General features: G+C 65.6%; 16 protein-coding genes and 1 pseudogene. 10 read left to right on the top strand and 7 right to left on the bottom strand.

All coding sequences use genetic code 11. The features are described from left to right. Positions 1–111 precede the first annotated feature (111 nt). The 3 genes from QRN30_RS05465 to QRN30_RS17630 are packed head-to-tail and all read left to right on the top strand — an operon-like array spanning position 112 to position 2,644. Positions 112–1,476 (top strand): AAA family ATPase, encoded by a 1,365-nt coding sequence (locus tag QRN30_RS05465; protein WP_284760602.1) that lies wholly within the window; start codon positions 112–114, stop codon positions 1,474–1,476. After that, positions 1,473–1,994, top strand: a complete 522-nt coding sequence (locus QRN30_RS05460) for a PIN domain-containing protein (RefSeq protein WP_284760601.1) — start codon at positions 1,473–1,475, stop codon at positions 1,992–1,994. Before QRN30_RS05465 ends, QRN30_RS05460 begins: the two co-directional genes overlap by 4 nt. Then, positions 1,982–2,644: an RNA ligase family protein gene (locus tag QRN30_RS17630; protein ID WP_502869530.1), complete on the top strand. Its 663-nt coding sequence runs from the start codon at positions 1,982–1,984 to the stop codon at positions 2,642–2,644. The genes QRN30_RS05460 and QRN30_RS17630 overlap by 13 nt, the downstream gene beginning before the upstream one ends. Positions 2,645–3,104: 460 nt before the next feature. Here QRN30_RS17630 and QRN30_RS05450 read toward each other — a convergent pair whose 3' ends face one another. After that, entirely contained in the window at positions 3,105–3,530 is a 426-nt protein-coding gene (locus QRN30_RS05450) for a hypothetical protein (protein ID WP_284760599.1), read from the bottom strand. A gap of 248 nt (positions 3,531–3,778) precedes the next feature. Continuing rightward, positions 3,779–4,297: pseudogene (locus QRN30_RS05445) on the bottom strand (uroporphyrinogen decarboxylase/cobalamine-independent methonine synthase family protein); the annotation flags it as partial. A gap of 117 nt (positions 4,298–4,414) precedes the next feature. On the opposite strand from QRN30_RS05445, the gene QRN30_RS05440 reads away from it, so the two are divergent. The 3 genes from QRN30_RS05440 to QRN30_RS05430 are packed head-to-tail and all read left to right on the top strand — an operon-like array spanning position 4,415 to position 6,591. Then, positions 4,415–4,708 carry a hypothetical protein gene (locus QRN30_RS05440; RefSeq protein WP_259553015.1) on the top strand — a complete coding sequence of 98 codons (294 nt, stop codon included), beginning with the start codon at positions 4,415–4,417 and terminating at the stop codon, positions 4,706–4,708. Next, complete coding sequence (locus QRN30_RS05435; protein ID WP_259553014.1) at positions 4,705–6,126, top strand: hypothetical protein; 1,422 nt, start codon at positions 4,705–4,707, stop codon at positions 6,124–6,126. Before QRN30_RS05440 ends, QRN30_RS05435 begins: the two co-directional genes overlap by 4 nt. A 3-nt stretch (positions 6,127–6,129) precedes the next feature. Further along, on the top strand, positions 6,130–6,591 hold the full coding sequence (locus QRN30_RS05430) for a hypothetical protein (protein ID WP_284760598.1): 462 nt from the start codon (positions 6,130–6,132) through the stop codon (positions 6,589–6,591). A 136-nt stretch (positions 6,592–6,727) separates the two neighbouring features. Here QRN30_RS05430 and QRN30_RS05425 read toward each other — a convergent pair whose 3' ends face one another. Next, positions 6,728–7,963 carry an acyl-CoA dehydrogenase family protein gene (locus tag QRN30_RS05425; RefSeq protein WP_284760597.1) on the bottom strand — a complete coding sequence of 412 codons (1,236 nt, stop codon included), beginning with the start codon at positions 7,961–7,963 and terminating at the stop codon, positions 6,728–6,730. A 343-nt stretch (positions 7,964–8,306) separates the two neighbouring features. Continuing rightward, the gene (locus QRN30_RS05420) at positions 8,307–8,732 is read right to left on the bottom strand and encodes a hypothetical protein (protein WP_284760596.1); all 426 of its coding nucleotides are present in this window, start codon (positions 8,730–8,732) and stop codon (positions 8,307–8,309) included. A 254-nt stretch (positions 8,733–8,986) separates the two neighbouring features. On the opposite strand from QRN30_RS05420, the gene QRN30_RS05415 reads away from it, so the two are divergent. From QRN30_RS05415 to QRN30_RS05405, 3 genes are all read left to right on the top strand, one after another. Continuing rightward, positions 8,987–9,736, top strand: coding sequence for a hypothetical protein (locus QRN30_RS05415; protein WP_274006829.1), 750 nt, complete (start codon positions 8,987–8,989; stop codon positions 9,734–9,736). Between the two features lie 71 nt (positions 9,737–9,807). Continuing rightward, positions 9,808–10,011 (top strand): PLD nuclease N-terminal domain-containing protein, encoded by a 204-nt coding sequence (locus tag QRN30_RS05410; RefSeq protein WP_274006828.1) that lies wholly within the window; start codon positions 9,808–9,810, stop codon positions 10,009–10,011. A 37-nt stretch (positions 10,012–10,048) separates the two neighbouring features. Further along, positions 10,049–10,468, top strand: coding sequence for a DUF1648 domain-containing protein (locus QRN30_RS05405; protein ID WP_194590809.1), 420 nt, complete (start codon positions 10,049–10,051; stop codon positions 10,466–10,468). A gap of 138 nt (positions 10,469–10,606) precedes the next feature. Here the strand turns inward: QRN30_RS05405 and QRN30_RS05400 are convergent, their stop codons facing one another. Together QRN30_RS05400 and QRN30_RS05395 are read right to left on the bottom strand one after the other, a co-directional pair. Then, complete coding sequence (locus tag QRN30_RS05400) at positions 10,607–11,656, bottom strand: methionine synthase (protein WP_194590808.1); 1,050 nt, start codon at positions 11,654–11,656, stop codon at positions 10,607–10,609. Between the two features lie 37 nt (positions 11,657–11,693). Then, positions 11,694–12,650 carry a putative oxygenase MesX gene (locus QRN30_RS05395; RefSeq protein ID WP_284760595.1) on the bottom strand — a complete coding sequence of 319 codons (957 nt, stop codon included), beginning with the start codon at positions 12,648–12,650 and terminating at the stop codon, positions 11,694–11,696. A gap of 120 nt (positions 12,651–12,770) precedes the next feature. Between QRN30_RS05395 and QRN30_RS05390 the strand changes: the two genes are divergently transcribed. Beyond that, positions 12,771–13,712 carry a LysR family transcriptional regulator gene (locus tag QRN30_RS05390; protein ID WP_056069929.1) on the top strand — a complete coding sequence of 314 codons (942 nt, stop codon included), beginning with the start codon at positions 12,771–12,773 and terminating at the stop codon, positions 13,710–13,712. Between the two features lie 74 nt (positions 13,713–13,786). Here the strand turns inward: QRN30_RS05390 and QRN30_RS05385 are convergent, their stop codons facing one another. Continuing rightward, on the bottom strand, positions 13,787–15,187 hold the full coding sequence (locus QRN30_RS05385) for a family 20 glycosylhydrolase (RefSeq protein WP_284760594.1): 1,401 nt from the start codon (positions 15,185–15,187) through the stop codon (positions 13,787–13,789). Positions 15,188–15,426: the final 239 nt, after the last annotated feature.

Here is a 15,426-nt window from a genome sequence, read left to right as displayed (position 1 = left end):
GCTGGCGGGGCGGGGCACACATCGGGCGGCTCTCCGGCAGGGTACTTTGAGCGAGCGCGCTCCTGCACGCGTTAAAAACCGGCCAGATTGGTACCTATTTTGCTAACACACTTGCGCATACGCAATTTCAAGGCCTGGCGCGATACCGGCGATCTTGAGCTGGCACCGCTAACGATTCTTTTCGGGTCCAACTCGTCCGGGAAGTCGAGTCTCCATCAATTCTTGCTCATGCTTCGGCAGACAGTCGAATCACCCGATCGCAAGAGAGTCCTTCACACTGGGGACGAAAATACTCCCGTAGACCTTGGCAGCTATACGGATTTGATTCGCGGCGGCGACGTCCGGCACCCCCTTGAGTTTGAGATTGGATGGCGGCGTAGTCGCAATCTCGAAGTTACCGATGCGAAGAAGAGGCGCACGTTCAAAGGGCGGGATGTCCGGTTCCATTCCACTATTCACGCAGTCGGCGATGCCCCGCCTCGGGTCCGCGTTGAAGAATACGGCTATGAACTAGTAGGGGAGGAAAGTACCTTCAAACTTGCAAGCGCGAGAGACGCAGCCGGAAAGTTTGACATGACCGCGCAGGGTATCGAACTTGTTCGCACTCTCGGCAGGAAGTGGCCGGTCTCCGCACCGGCACAGTTCCACTCGTTTCCAGATGATCTGACCACCCGCTACCAGAACCTCGAGTTCGCACCGGACCTGGTGCTCGCATTGGAAGAGCAGCTTTCGTCTCTAAACTACTTGGGTCCGCTGCGCGAGAAGCCGGGCCGACTGTATCGGTGGTCTGGGGAGGAGGTCGGGAATGTCGGGTGGCGGGGTGAAAGAACTGTAGAGGCGTTGCTCGCCGGGCGAGACCGTAAATACAACCGAAAGCCTAAGGGGCGATTCATACCACTTCAAGCGTTGGTGGCAGAGTGGCTGAAGAACCTCGGGATTATTGATTCTTTCGCACTTGACCCAATTGGTGTTGGCCGTGACGAATATGACGTGAGGGTAACGGCGCCTGGGAGTAATAACCCGGTTCCCCTCACCAACGTAGGTTTTGGGGTCTCGCAGGTACTTCCTGTTATCGCGGAGGCTTTCTACTCTGCTCCTGGATCGACGGTCATTATGGAGCAACCAGAGATTCATCTTCATCCCTCGGTGCAAGCCGGCTTGGCGGACCTGTTTATCGACGCAATTCGCATGCGTGAGAACGGGGGACGTAGGGACACACAATTCATTGTCGAGTCGCACTCCGAACATATGCTCCGCCGACTCTTGCGTCGGATCGCGGAGGGTGCTATCACAACCGACGAAATACGGTGCTACGTAATCAATAATGGCCCGGACGGCTCTCGCGTTGAACCGCTGGAGGTCGACGACCTCGGCAATGTCCACAATTGGCCGCGAGATTTTTTTGGCAACTCTGCTGAAGATATTGTTGCGCAGACTCGAAGCGCGCGACTGCGGCGCAAGAATGAGGCGTCGTGAGTCGAGTGGTGGACACGAACGTGCTTCTCATCTGCAGGAATCCCGAAGACTGGCCTGCCGAACTGCGCGACGCTTGCGACGAGTTGATCGAGGCGGTACTCGAGAAGCGTCTAGAGATCGTGGTAGACGACGGTGGCGAAATCCTCGAAGAATATATGCATCAGCTAAGTCTCAGCGGTCAGCCGTCTCTCGGTGATGAGTTTCTGAAGTACGTGCATGACTACCAGTACAGTTGGCACTTGAAGTATCGGCCGAATATTCGTCCGAACAGCTCAGAATCGAACAGCTACGGCGTGCTTGGGGGCGATGATGCAGAAATTGACCCCTCTGATAGAAAATTCATTGCGGCTGCTAAAGTTGCGAAGACTCCGATCTTCCAGGCTTCCGACACAAAATGGCTGAATTGGCAAGGAGTCCTCTCGCGCCACGGTGTCGAAGTTCGTTTCGTGCACGAGGATTCTATTAGGCGAGCTTATGCTAAGAAGTTCAAGATGGAAGCGCCGATATGGACTTCGTGAGGTTCCCCTCGATTCCCTATCTGCGTGTGCCTGACGGTGTCGACGTTCGAAGTGACAAGGTTTTAAATTCGTCGGATCGCGGAAGTTTCCTCGTCGAGCCGGTCATCGTCGAGGAAAAGGTTGACGGCGAGAACCTCGGTATTTCATTTTCCGAGGGAACCGCACGGTTTCAGGCCCGGGGCTCATTTGTTGAACCTGGGGGGCGTCGCTTCCGTGGTCTCTCTAGCTGGGCGGATCCTAGATCCCGACGGTTGGAGGATGCTGCCGGTAATGACAAAGTCTTATTCGGCGAATGGTGCGCCTCGAGGCATAGTGTTGGTTACGACTCTCTTCCTGATTGGTTCCTGTTGTTTGATGTCTATGACTCCAAACGTGGGTTTCTGCCGATTGATGAGCGTGACGGTATTGCAAGACAAGCCGGTCTTGCTACCGTTCCCCGACTGGGTGTTGGCGTCTTTTCCGAAGAGGAGCTTCTCTCCCTCATCGTGAAGAGCAAGTTCGGTGAAGAGCTAATGGAAGGCCTTGTGCTTCGTGCCGGGGGTTCTCAACGCGTCGGGCGGGCTAAGGTCGTCCGGAGCGGTTTCACTCAAAGTATTGAAGCTCATTGGATGACGGGCCCCGTAGTTCGAAATCGTCTTGCGTTGCGGTAGGTGGGAGTCAATAGGAGGGGGGATCTTGTTGAGTTGTGGGAAGTGTTTGCGATAATCGAATTGGCCACAAACGCGCCTCGCGAGTGCCAGATTCACAGCCTCCGCGTTGACGAATAACTGGCGAATACACTCACCGAAACCAGCAACGTCCAGGCTGCTCGCGCGGCGCGCGATGACCCGCTCGCCGGTGTCCGTGAGTTCGGCATAGGTGTCGATCCAGTTGGCCAAGATGCTGCCCGTCGAGTATGACTTCTGCCCGGTGATCCGGAACAGACCGTCCGGCTGCGGGGTCACCTTCGTGATCACGTCGCCGACCTGCACCGACGCGACGTCGGTCCACGAGTTGCCAGCGATTTCACCGCGGCCGAAGCGGTCCACTCGGCCCTCGTGTTGCCCGGTGCGGGCGACCAGCCGGCCCTCCGCCGGTGCGAGGTTGCTGCTGAGCGTCGGCCCGGTAAGTTCAGGCAGGCGGTGTCGTCCCTGCGCCCTCGGTGTCGTCGGCACCCGCAAGACCTGTCCCGGCCTGATCCAGGTTCTCGTGGGGGTCACCCATGTCCCCGGTTGCAGCGCCGGTGCGGGACAGCCCGAAGTGTTTGCGGACGGCGTTCGCCTCGGCGGGGGACAAGGTGCGTCCGGCTCCGAGGGACGGCGCGTCCTTGATCGCGTCCTTCGTGTACCCGACGTGCACGTCCGTGCCGTCGAACGTGGCGTCGTCGGCGGGGACGAGCGCCTGCTGACGCCCGAGCAGTCCCGTCGCGACACAGACGTAGGCCGCACTACCGTCCTCGTCGGAGGGGAACACCTGCACGACCTTGCCGACTGATACGCCGTTGCGATCTCGGACAGTCGCACTCTCGACCTGGTGGATGACGCCCTTGGTGATCATGACCGTAGTCAACGCCCTCGAGTCTGACGCTTCGCAGACGCCGTCCCCCTGGTCGGCGGTCAGGACCCGAGCGCCGATGGTGACGGAGAGACGCCCTGTCGTGGTCGGCACCCCGGTGCCAACGTGCCTCGTCGGCGCAACCGCAGCCGCGCCTCCAGGCCGGACCGAAAGCCGCGCACGCGGCGGACGAAACACGAACGGCGGCTCTCCTCCTTCCGGAAGAGAGCCGCCGTGGTGTCTCGCGGTGCTCAGCTGGCTGACGGGACCGCCGTGCCGACGAGCTCAGCCCGCACGATGTCCGCACCAGCGGACAGCGCACCGAGCTTGTCCAGCGCCGCACCCCGCGCCAGGGGCGCCATCCCGCAGTTGGAGCTCGGGATGAGCTTGTCGGCATCGACGAACTCGAGCGCCCGACGCAGCACCTCCGCGACCTCTTCCGGGGTCTCCACGGTCTCGGTCGCGACGTCGATCGCCCCGAGCATGACCTTCTTGCCGCGGATGAGCTCGACGAGTTCAAGCGGAACGTGGGAGTGGATGCACTCGAGCGAGACGATGTCGATCGACGACTGCTGCAGCAGCGGGAAGGACTGCTCGTACTGGCGCCACTCCGCGCCGAGGGTCTCCTTCCACTTGTTGTTCGCCTCGATGCCGTAGCCGTAACAGATGTGCACGACGGTCTCGGCGCGCAGGCCCTCGGCTGCGCGCTCGAGCGCGGCCACGCCCCAGTCCTGCACCTCGTCGTGGAAGACGGTGAAGGCGGGCTCGTTCCTTGGGCCGCGCGAGCTTTTGTTGCTCTCAGACATGTCGCGCGGAGCGGTTTCATGATCGTACGTTTGCCTTTGGAACAAGGTGTCCCGGGGACTGGGGGTCTCATGGCTGGGGAATTGAATCTCGACGAGGGCGGGCTTGCGTCGCTCGTTCGTGAGCTGCAGGTGCACAGCGCTGGCAGTGACGAGCATGCCGCGCAGGCGGACGCTGCACTCGCGGTGGCGGCCGGGGCGGTGTCGTCGGCCCCGCTCGCAGCGGCGGTGGAACAGCTGGCCGCTCGCTTCCGCGGCGGATTCGACGACATAGGCGTCAGGATGACCAGTCTCGGGGGCGCGCTGACTGCCGCGTCGTCGGCTCTCACTGCGACGGATGCGGAGCTTGCCGGCAGCGCGCGGAGCATGAGCGAGTGAGCGTCCTCGCCGGTGCCTTGACTGCTGCTGACGTCACCGACGTGCCGGACGATGCTGATGCACTTCGTTCTGCCGCGCGTCTGTTCTCGACTGCTGCGGACGGTGTCCTCGGCGCAGCGACGAACGCGTCACGGTCCTGGGCAGGACTCCCGGCGGTGTTCACCTCCGATGCATTGCAGCCGGCGCTGACGCCGCTGATGGATCCCGCCGTGCAGAAAGCGCAGCAGATGCAGGCTGCCGCGGAGGAGTTCTTGCAGATCGCGTCCCGTGCGGCGAACAGCATCGACGATCTGAAGGATGACCACGACCGGCTTGTCCGACAGATCGAGCAGTTCCACTCGTCCGCGCCTGGCCAGGTTGCCACGGCCGCTGCGAAGCAGGCAGCCAGCGGGGACCTGCTCGGAGCCGTAGGCACAGTCGTCACGAACTGGCAGCAGGTGCCTGATCTCGTCGCCGAGGAACTCGGACTGCGCATCAAGGTGCAGGCGCACAACGACAACGTCACGACGACCCTCGCCAGCATCGCGGCACAGGTCGAGGGCATCAGTCCCTCCACCGTGGACGCCCATCCCGTGCACACCGCTGCGGACGTGTCGTCGAGTAGCGGCGGGGAGCACAGCAACTGGTTCGAGGACGCGTGGAACACCGCCAAGACCGCCGTCGGTGTCGGCGGGGCAGTCCTCGGCGCGGAAGCAGAAGCGGCGTGGCCGCACGTTCAAGATGCTGCCGCGGTCGCCGGAAATCTGTTCGCTTCGATGGGCAACGCCATGGTCAACCACCCGGATGAGATGCTCGAGCTCCTCGGCGGTATCGCGGCGATGGCCGGGGGATCCGCCATGGAAGCCGGCGGGGTCGCACTCGACCTCACCGGGATCGGAGCGATCGGCGGAGTCCCGTTGAACATCTCCGGTGCAGCGGTGATGGCCGCAGGTGCAACCGCTGCTGCGGCCGGCGCAAGCCAGCTCGGCGTGCACGCGATGACCGACGACGGGGTGAGTCCGAACCGTACCGATCACGTCGAGCAGGCGGAGAAGGATCCGTACGGGCCGAACGAGGGACACCCTGGGCGGAACAACAAGGGGCAGTACCAGTCGAAGGACAACAACAAAGCCCGCGCCGACTCTGCGCAGAAGGAGGCAAGGGGCATCAAGCAGTACGAGGACGAAACCGGGGTCGAGGTGACGACCACGCAGCAGGTGCGAGCGAGCATGGAAGGCGCTACGAAGAAGCGGATCTACGACGGCTTGGTGAAGAAGCCCGACGGGACGTGGGAGGGCATCGAAGTCAAGAGCGGTACGTCAGCGGACAAAGCTCAGAAAGCGTTCGACCAGGCAGTGTCGTACGACCATCCCGCGTACGCCAAACTGAACGGGGAACGCATCAAGATCACCTCGGTCAACTACCAACGAGTGAAGTAGCGCATGATCATCCAAGAGACCAACAGCAGCATCAGCAGCATCCTGCGGGACACCTTCCGGCCGATGCCAGACCAGGTCCGCCGCATGCTCGGGTTGCTCGACAACGACGAGCACTTCGCGTGGAGGCTCTGGTGGTGTCCCGACGACGCCGACTGGATGTTCAACCCCGACAAGACTGAGGAGCAGTACGGCAACTCCTACCTGCAGGCCGGTGGCACCGCCGAGAAGATGAGCGTGGAGCTGCGCCGCCGCGAGGACGACGGGGAGTACCGCTTCTACATCATCGGCCGTGCCCACGATCTCACCGAACCGCTCACGGAGACCATCGACGTGCAGGCGGCGCACGAGCCCCGGCATCCTGCCGAGCTGTTCACGGCTGACCAGGCTGCGCCGGTGTTCATGCACTACGTCGAACACCAGACGGTGCCAGACGGCTACACGCTCCGTCTCATCGCCGACATGTAGAAGGTGGCGACGCCACCGTCGTGTGTTCGCGACCGTGTACCGGACGGGAGGCGCGGTGCCAGCTGGCACCGCGCCTCCCGTCCGTCGTCTGTCACGAGATCGCGTGCACTCACGCGGCCAGCTTCCGGTGCAGGCGTCACGAGGTGCGGGTCGCACCGATCGCCCAGACGCGGGGCGGTTCGGCACCGTTGACCGCGTGGTCACCGATGATCCGCGCCTTGAACACCCACGGGTTGTGGCTGCCGGCGGTGCGAGCGTTCCGCCAGTGCCGGTCGAGGTTCTTCGTCGTGCTCACCCCGGACGCCGCGAGCGCGTCGAACAGGTGCGAGGTCGCCGTCGTCGCCAGGGTGGTCAGCGCGACCTGCGCCTGCGCGGTCGCGAGTTCGGCGCGGTCGTTGCGGCGCTCGTCCTCGGCGGTGTCGAGCCCGGCTCCCTCGTACGCACCCTGCAGGGCCGCGGCGGCCCGGTCGATGATCGCGGTGGCGGCGAACCCGGCCGCCGACACCTCGCCGACGACCTGCAGGATCTGCGGGTCGGCCGCGAACGTGTCGGCGTTGCCGTGCGAGAAGACGCGGGTGCGGTTGCGGACCTCGCGGGCGATCTCCCGTTCGGCTGCGAGCACGGACCCGGCGAGGACGCTCAACAGCACGCCCTGGTAGAACGCCGTCTGGTACTTGAACCGCTCGTCGAAGGGGATCACCGCGTCGGCCTGCACGACGGCGTCGTCGAAGGTGCTGGTACCGGAGCCGGTGGTGCGCTGCCCGAACCCGTCCCAGTCATCGGTGTGCGTGACCCCGGGCTGGTGCGCGTCGACGATCGCGATGACCCGCTCGCCGGTGTCCGTGCGCTCAGCGTAGGTGTCGATCCAGTCGGCGAAGATGCTGCCGGTCGAGTAGTACTTCTGCCCGGTGATCCGGAACGTCCCGTCCGCCTGCGGGGTCACCTTCGTGACCACATCGCCGACCTGCACTGACCCGACCTCGGTCCACGAGTTGCCGGCGATCTCACCGCGGCCGAAGCGGTCCAGCCACCCTTCGCGTTCCCCGGACCGGGCGACCAGCCGGTCTTCCACCAGCGCGAAGTGACCGCGGAGCGCCTGGGGGATGTTGCTGTCAGCAGCGGCGAGTTCGGTCAGCAGGCGGAACAGCTGGGGCAGGGTCGCCCCGGCTCCGCCGCGGGCGACGGGGACGCGGACGGCGCCGAATCCGGCGGCGGCCAGTTCGCGGATCTCGTCGAACGGGAGGCGGTGGTCGCGTTCGCGCTCGGAGGCGCCGGCAGCGATGCGGTCGAAGATCGGACGGAAGCGGGCGAGGAGCTCGTCGTCGGCGCCCTCGTCGATCGTGCGGTCGGCGGTCTGGTTGCTGATGGTCACGAGGACTCCTTCGTGCTCTGGGTTGCTACCTGTCGCGTGGTGTGGCACCGGACGGCCCCGTCCAGATCTGCGCCATCGCGAGACTTTGGCATCGCCGAACGCCCGCGAGAAGGGTTGTGTCGATGTGTGTCGGAGGGTGACTTCCGATGACACGTGACCGCGCTGCGATGGCTGGGGAGTCAACCTCGGACGACAACGGGCATGCTCCTTCGGGGAGCCCGCCTGCGCCGCGCTCACAGAAGCGCGCGTCAATGAGGGAGCACGCACCCGCCAGAGGACTGGCCACTGCCTGGCCGGGTGTGGGCGAAAGCCTCGGTTTCGGCGTCGTTCACTCCGGTGAGGTTCAGGCCGGCGGTGTCGTCCCAGCGCCCTCGGTGTCGTCGGCACCCGCAAGACCTGTCCCGGCCTTGTCGAGGTTCTCGTGTGGGTCGCCCATGTCGCCGGTCGCAGCGCCGGTGCGGGACAGCCCGAAGTGTCCGCGGACGGCGTTCGCCTCGGCGGGGGACAAGGTGCGCCCGGCTCCGAGGGACGGCGCGCCCTTGATCGCGTCCTTCGTGTACCCGACGTGCACGTCCGTGCCGTCGAACGTGGCGTCGTCGGCGGGGACGAGCGCCTGGTGTCGCCCGAGCAGTCCCGTCGCGACACAGACGTAGGCCGCACTGCCGTCCTCGTCGGAGGGGAACACCTGCACGACCTTGCCGACTGATACGCCGTTGCGATCCCGGACAGTCGCACTCTCGACCTGGTGGATGACGCCCTTGGTGATCATGACCGTAGTCAACGCCCTCGAGTCTGACGCTTCGCAGACGCCGTCCCCTTGGTGGGCGGGGTGGACCCGACCCTCGGAGTCCGGGGCCGCCTTGGCGCGCCACTCGATCGGCCGATCGCCCTCCGCGCGTCAACGACACGCCCGGAACAATTCTGAAGTTGCAGATCTGATGTACCACTGAGTTGACTGCTCGTTGTCGGCAACGCCGCCGACGCGAAAGCCGGCGTTGAGGCCGGAGAGCGAGGGGAATTTCCATGAAGCAGTCAACCTACGGACGTGTCGTCTCGATCGGCGCATCATGCGCCGTCGTCGCTGGTTCCGTCATCGTCGCCGTTCCGGCAAACGCCACGGTCACGCCGCCCGCCGACAGCAACGCTGTTGAACCGCGAACGCCGTCCGAGGTGTTGTCGGCTATCCGCGCTGACCTCGTCGCTTCCGGAACCCCGTCCGACATCACGGCCTTCGACCGCCTCAGCGCTGATCAGCGCCATGAGCTCGCTTCCTACTTCTTGGATCCGAGCATTGCGTCCGCGGCCACCGCAGCCGCCGATGAGAGGGTGCTCGGGCCGGAGACTGTTCGGACGAACGGGGACTTTGAATGGGGAGAAACGGAACCGTCGGGCGCTGGACAGGCAGGAAACGGCGTCGGGGTGGGGACCAAGGCCGCATCCCGGTCGTCGTGGGGGAAGCAGTGGTTCGCCTTCGCCGGAATCCGGCTCACCGAGACGAAGGTGTCGATGTCGTACCAGTACAGCGGTACTACAGCGAGGAAGATGCTCGGGTACTCGTGCACCGTCGTCAGGAACGTCCAGCCGTTCACTGAAGTGAGGACCTCCAAGAGCAGCGGTTACATCAGCGGCGGACAGGCCACTGCGAAGTGCAAGGTCGTCGTGAAGCGTGGTGTGCCGACTCCATGGGGCACGGTTGCGTGGAGCACCTACTCCTCGATCCAGCGCCTCAGCGCCAAGGGCAACGGCGCGATCACCTACAACCGCTGGGAGTGAGCGGAATGGCGTCTTGGGCGGCGGGGCAGATGATGAATCCACTTGTTCCAACAGTGCTCGACGGTGTGCTGATGGCCGTATCCCTCCTCGCGCTGTTCCTCGCGCTCGCAGCGTTCATCTCGCTGATCCGAGCTCGGTCGACCTCTGGCCGTCGTTTGCTCGGATGGACTCTCGTCGTCCTGTTTGTTCCGATCATCGGGCCGGCAACGTGGTTCGTCGCTCGGCACCGCGAACGGTCGATCGTGCCCAGAAATGACGACGTTGGCCAGCGGTGAGGGGAAGTTTCGGTCGGATCAGCACCCTGTGCGCAGCATGAATCCGCGTGCCTTGTTCGCAGCCGTCGCTGCTGCGTTCCCGGTCGTCGTCGAGGTCGCGGTCACCAGCGTCTGGTGGGATCGGTTGCCCGACCGGATCGCGACGACGTTCGGCCCGGATGGCAGCCCGAGCGGGTACGGAACTCCGTTGGGAACCGCGATCCTGCTCGCGGCGGTACAGTCGCTGTTCCTCGTGGGGGCGGTCGGCTCCGCTTTTGCTCGAGACCGGCGCAGAGGTCGCATCTCGTGTGCGGTCACCGCAGGGTTCGTTGCGGCTCTCGCGATGAGCTGGCTGATCATCGTGGGATTGGGGTCTTCGACGTTGAGTCCGACGGCTTGGTGGCTTCTCGCGGCGGCGCCCGTGTGGGCGTTTGTCCCGTACTGGTTGCTTTCCCCCGCGAGGGGCGGTGGAAGGTGACGCCACTGCCGGCGTGACCTTCCAGCCGGAGCGCAGCCGCGCCTCCAGATCGGACCGAAAGCCGCGCACGCGGCGGACGCAACACGAACGGCGGCTCTCCTCCTTCCGGAAGAGAGCCGCCGTGGTGTCTCGCAGTGGTCAGCGCCCCGACGGGACCGCCGCGCCGACGAGCTCAGCCCGGACGATGTCCGCTCCCGCGGACAGCGCGCCGAGCTTGTCCAGCGCCGCGCCCCGCGCCAGGGGTGCCATCCCGCAGTTGGAGCTCGGGATGAGCTTGTCCGCATCGACGAACTCGAGCGCCCGACGCAGCACCTCCGCGACCTCTTCCGGGGTCTCCACGGTCTCGGTCGCCACGTCGATCGCCCCGAGCATGACCTTCTTGCCGCGGATCAGCTCGACGAGTTCAAGCGGAACGTGCGAGTGGATGCACTCGAGCGAGACGATGTCGATCGACGACTGCTGCAGCAGCGGGAAGGACTGCTCGTACTGCCGCCACTCCGCGCCGAGGGTCTCCTTCCACTTGTTGTTCGCCTCGATGCCGTAGCCGTAACAGATGTGCACGACGGTCTCAGCGCGCAGGCCCTCGGCTGCACGCTCGAGCGCGGCCACGCCCCAGTCCTGCACCTCGTCGTGGAAGACCGTGAAGGCGGGCTCGTCGAACTGGATGATGTCGACGCCGGCATCCTGCAGTTCCCGGGCCTCTTGGTTGAGGATCGTGGCGAACTCCCACGCCAGCTTCTCGCGGCTCTTGTAGTGCTGGTCGGACAGCGTGTCGATCATCGTCATCGGGCCGGGGAGCGCCCACTTGATGGGGCGATCGGTCTGAGCCCGCAGGAACTTCGCGTCCTCGACGAAGACGGGCGCCCGACGGCTGACGGCACCGACGACGGTCGGGACGGCTGCGTCGTAGCGGTCGCGGATGCGGACGGTCTCCTTGCGCTCCAGGTCGACGCCGTCCAGGTGCTCGATGAACGTCGTGACGAAGTGCTGGCGGGTCTGCTCGCCGTCGCTGACGATGTCGATGCCACGGCGCTCCTGCTCGTGGACGGCGGACCGGAGGGCGTCCTGCTTGCCCTCGGTCAGTGCCGCACCCTGCAGCTCCCAGGGGGACCAGAGCCGTTCGGGCTCGGCGAGCCAGGACGGTTTCGGCAGGCTGCCGACGATCGAGGTGGGGAGGAGAGAACGCATGGGTGTGATGGTCCAGTCAGTCGAAGGGCAGAGGGAGTCAGCGCGCGAGGGCGAGGTCAGCCCACCGGGCGAGGCGTGCGTGGTGCGGCCGCACCAGGTGTTCCTCGGTCCACCGGCCCTGCGTGATCCCGAGGCGGCTGCGCTCCTCGCGGTCGTACGTCACCGGGGTCGGCGTGAAGTCGGTGTGGTCGAGGGTGGGGCGGTAGGTGCTGCCGGCCGGGGTGTTCGCGGCGTAGACCTCCGGGCGGTAGATCTTCTGGAACGTCTCCATGGTTGCGATCGTGCCGACGAGCTGGAGGTCCGTGTAGTCGCCGGTCAGGTCGCCGCGCGTGTAGAACGCGAGCGGAGCAGCCGCCCCGGCTGGCTGGAAGTACCGGACCCGCATGCCCATCCGGCCGAAGTAGTCGTCGGTGAGCGAGGAGTGCTCGTGCTCGTACTCGGCGCCCAGGATCGGGTGGACGTACCCGTTCCGGCGGTAGGTCTGGCTCGTCGAGACGCTGATGCAGACGACGGGCTCGGCACTGAAATTCGAGTGGAACGCGGAGGACTCCAGGAAGCGCTGGAAGAGTGCCCCGTGCAGCGCCCCGAAGTCAGACGGCAAGCCCGGCGACGACGGCAGCAGGACGGAGAAGTCGTAGTCGCGCAGGTACGACGAGAAGTTGTTGCCGAGGATCCCCTGGTGGCGCTCGCCGGTGTGCTGGTCGACGATCGTGACGTCGAGCATCTCGAGCAGCGGGAACTCCGCGTCCGAACCACCGTCGGAGAACTCCAGCGCCACCGAGACGATGTCGAGATGCAGACGGTAGCGGTCGTGCGCCGCGGCCAGCTCGTTCGCTCGCCCGTCGATCATCGCCAGCGCAGCGCGGAGGTTCTGCTGACGGTGCTCGCCGCGCGCCAGGTTGGCGAAGTTCGTGGTCAGCCGGGAGCTGTCGGCGGGGGAGTAGTCCTCGTCGAACCGGGTCCGGGTGATGCTGAAGGTGAGGTCGTTCGCCATGGTCGGCAATCTGTTCGTCGAGCGGCCCGTGGGCGCGGTGGGAAGGATGCATCGATCATGGCGGGAATGGTGAGCCATCAGGTAATACCGAGACGCTATGCACCGGTATAGCCTCGGCCTATGGCCCGGGTCTCGAACGACATCACCCTGCAGCAGCTCCGGTACTTCATCGAGGTCGCGACGGAGGGCTCGATCAGCGCCGCGGCCGACCTGCTCTACGTGTCGCAGCCGACGATGTCCGCGGCGATGAAGGACCTGGAGACGCGGATCGGGCGCCCGCTGTTCACCCGGTCGGCCCGAGGGGTCGTGCTCACCGTCGACGGCGTCGAGTTCCTCGGGTACGCCCGGCAGGTCGTCGAGCAGGTCTCCCTGCTCGAGCAGCGGTACGTCGGCGGCCAGCGGTCGCGCCGGCTGCTCGGGGTGTCCGCCCAGCACTACTCGTTCGCGGTGGAGGCCTTCGTGCGCATGGTCGAAGCAGCAGCTGCGGACGAGTACGAGTTCTCGCTGCGTGAGACACGCACCTGGGACATCATCGAGGACGTCCGCACCCTGCGCAGCGAGGTGGGCATCCTCTACCGCAACGACTTCAACAAGCAGGTGCTCGGCAAGCTGCTGCGGGACGCCGGCGTCGTGTTCACACCGCTGTTCGTCGCGCAGCCGCACATCTTCGTGGCCCGGCGGAACCCGCTCGCGTCACGGGAGCGTGCGACCCTCGAGGACCTCGCCGACCTGCCTCGGCTCACCTTCGACCAGGGCGCGAACAACTCCTTCTACCTGGCCGAGGAGATCCTGTCGACGATGTCGAGCAAGCGGGAGATCCGCGTGTCGGACCGGGCGACGATCTTCAACCTCATGATCGGCCTGGGCGGGTACACGATCTCCACCGGGCTCATCAGCGACGATCTCGACCCCGAGATCGTCGCCATCCCCCTCGACGTCGACGAACGCATCGAGATCGGCTGGATCGCGCACGCCTCGGTTCCCCTGACCGTGCAGGCGCAGGCGTACCTGGACGAGTTGCGTGCGGTGGTCACCAGCTACGGCGTCGAGCCGCTCGGGTAGGCAGGCGGCGCGTCCGGCGGGTCCGGCGGGTCCGGCGGGTCCGGCGATCGGCCTGGAGGCACGACACGCGTCCGTCAGGAGGCTGCGGTCTCGATCATCGCCGTCACGTGCGGTGCGCTCCACCGCAGGAGCGCGTCAGATGGCGGGTCCTCGAGGTCCTCACCCCAGATCGCGACGGCGGCGCCCGACATCGGAGCCGCGAGCAGCGAACCGGAGTCGCCGTCCCACGTCCGGAGTGACCAGTTCTCGCGGAGGTCGGCCACGGTGTACTCGCTGTCGGCCGGGTCGAGGTCGGTCGGTACCTCGTACAGGTAGTACGAGTTGTAGTTGAGCATGTCGATCCCGGCCTGCTGCAGGTCGACCGCACTCGCCCGCCGCGCTCGCCGTTCGCGCCGCTCGGCTGCGTCCTCGGTGTCGCCGTCGAAGCTCCAGTACGTGACGTGGATGCGCGGGTCCAGTCGCCCGACCGCGACCCGATCGATCCCGTCGTTCCAGGCCCAGACCTCGCGGTTGCCGAGAGCGGCCGCCATCGCGTTCATCCACGCGACCCGTTCGGCGGCCGAGACGTCGTCGCCCCACTCATCACCGCCGATGTGCACGGTTCGGCTGGCGGGGAAGGTCCGCTGCACCTCTGCGTACAGCTTCTTCGCCAGCGCGAGGCTCCCGGGCGTCGACGTGTCGAGTTCGTTCTCGCCCGAACGGATGCGGTCGACCCACTTCGTGCCGTGCTGCGCCTCGAGCAGGTCGAATGCCGCAGTCATGTGGCCCGGAGTGTCGATCTCGGGCACGATCGCGACACCCCGCCTCGCTGCGTAGTCGGAGATGGTGCGTGCCTGCGCGGCGCTCAGGAACGGACGACGGGTCACACGGCTCGTGTACACGCCTTCGTCGAGATCAGCGTTGGCGAGGGTCTGGCCGAGCACCGTGCTCTCGATCCCGACGTTCTGGTCATCGGTGAGGTGCAGGTGCAGGAAGCGCCCACCGTCGTCGGCGAGCAGGTCGATGTACCGCTTGATCAGCGCCACGGGGTAGTAGGCGCGAGCGACGTCGAGCATCACGCCCGTCTCCGGACGCGCGCGGGTCGTCGGCTTGGTGGTGACGGTCGCGGTCGACGTGCGGCACTGCTTCGCCGAGTACGCGCCGGCGCAGGCGAGGACGGAGTACTTGCCGGCCGCGGCACGGGAAGGTGTCACGCGGACTGCGGTGACCGAGGTGCTCGAACCAGCGGCGAGTGCCTTCAGCGCGACCCGGCCGAGCGTGTACTTCTTCGTGCCGGCGGACAGGTACAGCCAAGCGGAGGAAGCCGGCTTCCGCACGGCGGCAGTGTTCTTGATCTTGAGGGTGGTGCGCACGGCACTGCCGGTCGAGGTGACGGTGGTCGTCGCGGTGACCTGGGTGACCGTCACCGTCGAGGTGGTCGACCCGGCAGCTGACCCGGCGATCACATCGATGCCGATCAGGGCTGCCGCAGACACCGCGATCGCCAGACCGGCTGCGACGGTTCGTCTGACGTGGTGTGGCGCAGGCGCTGTGGACGATCGGGACGAGGTCCTGTTCTGACGTGCCACGACGCGCTCCCTCGGCAATGCGCGTCCTTCACACCCGCGCGACGGCGACACCTTTCTACCCCAGCCGGATCACGTGGCTCGGATTCGTGCCCGAACCACGACGAAGGCGCCGTCCATCGGTGCTCGCCTTCGTCGCCATGTCCCCG

It is taken from the genome of Curtobacterium sp. MEB011 (genome assembly GCF_030209655.1).
Lineage (GTDB): Bacteria > Actinomycetota > Actinomycetes > Actinomycetales > Microbacteriaceae > Curtobacterium > Curtobacterium poinsettiae.
Note: the sequence above shows the minus strand (reverse complement) of the source record. Positions and strands in the feature narration are given on the sequence as shown.

What these genes read in the sequence shown, in the direction of transcription:
- QRN30_RS17630 (WP_502869530.1), top strand. Translation starts at nt 1,982, where the DNA reads ATGGACTTCGTGAGGTTCCCCTCGATTCCCTATCTGCGTGTGCCTGAC.
- QRN30_RS05450 (WP_284760599.1), bottom strand. Translation starts at nt 3,530, where the DNA reads ATGATCACCAAGGGCGTCATCCACCAGGTCGAGAGTGCGACTGTCCGA.
- QRN30_RS05430 (WP_284760598.1), top strand. Translation starts at nt 6,130, where the DNA reads ATGATCATCCAAGAGACCAACAGCAGCATCAGCAGCATCCTGCGGGAC.
- QRN30_RS05420 (WP_284760596.1), bottom strand. Translation starts at nt 8,732, where the DNA reads ATGATCACCAAGGGCGTCATCCACCAGGTCGAGAGTGCGACTGTCCGG.
- QRN30_RS05415 (WP_274006829.1), top strand. Translation starts at nt 8,987, where the DNA reads ATGAAGCAGTCAACCTACGGACGTGTCGTCTCGATCGGCGCATCATGC.
- QRN30_RS05410 (WP_274006828.1), top strand. Translation starts at nt 9,808, where the DNA reads ATGGCCGTATCCCTCCTCGCGCTGTTCCTCGCGCTCGCAGCGTTCATC.
- QRN30_RS05405 (WP_194590809.1), top strand. Translation starts at nt 10,049, where the DNA reads ATGAATCCGCGTGCCTTGTTCGCAGCCGTCGCTGCTGCGTTCCCGGTC.
- QRN30_RS05400 (WP_194590808.1), bottom strand. Translation starts at nt 11,656, where the DNA reads ATGCGTTCTCTCCTCCCCACCTCGATCGTCGGCAGCCTGCCGAAACCG.
- QRN30_RS05395 (WP_284760595.1), bottom strand. Translation starts at nt 12,650, where the DNA reads ATGGCGAACGACCTCACCTTCAGCATCACCCGGACCCGGTTCGACGAG.
- QRN30_RS05390 (WP_056069929.1), top strand. Translation starts at nt 12,771, where the DNA reads ATGGCCCGGGTCTCGAACGACATCACCCTGCAGCAGCTCCGGTACTTC.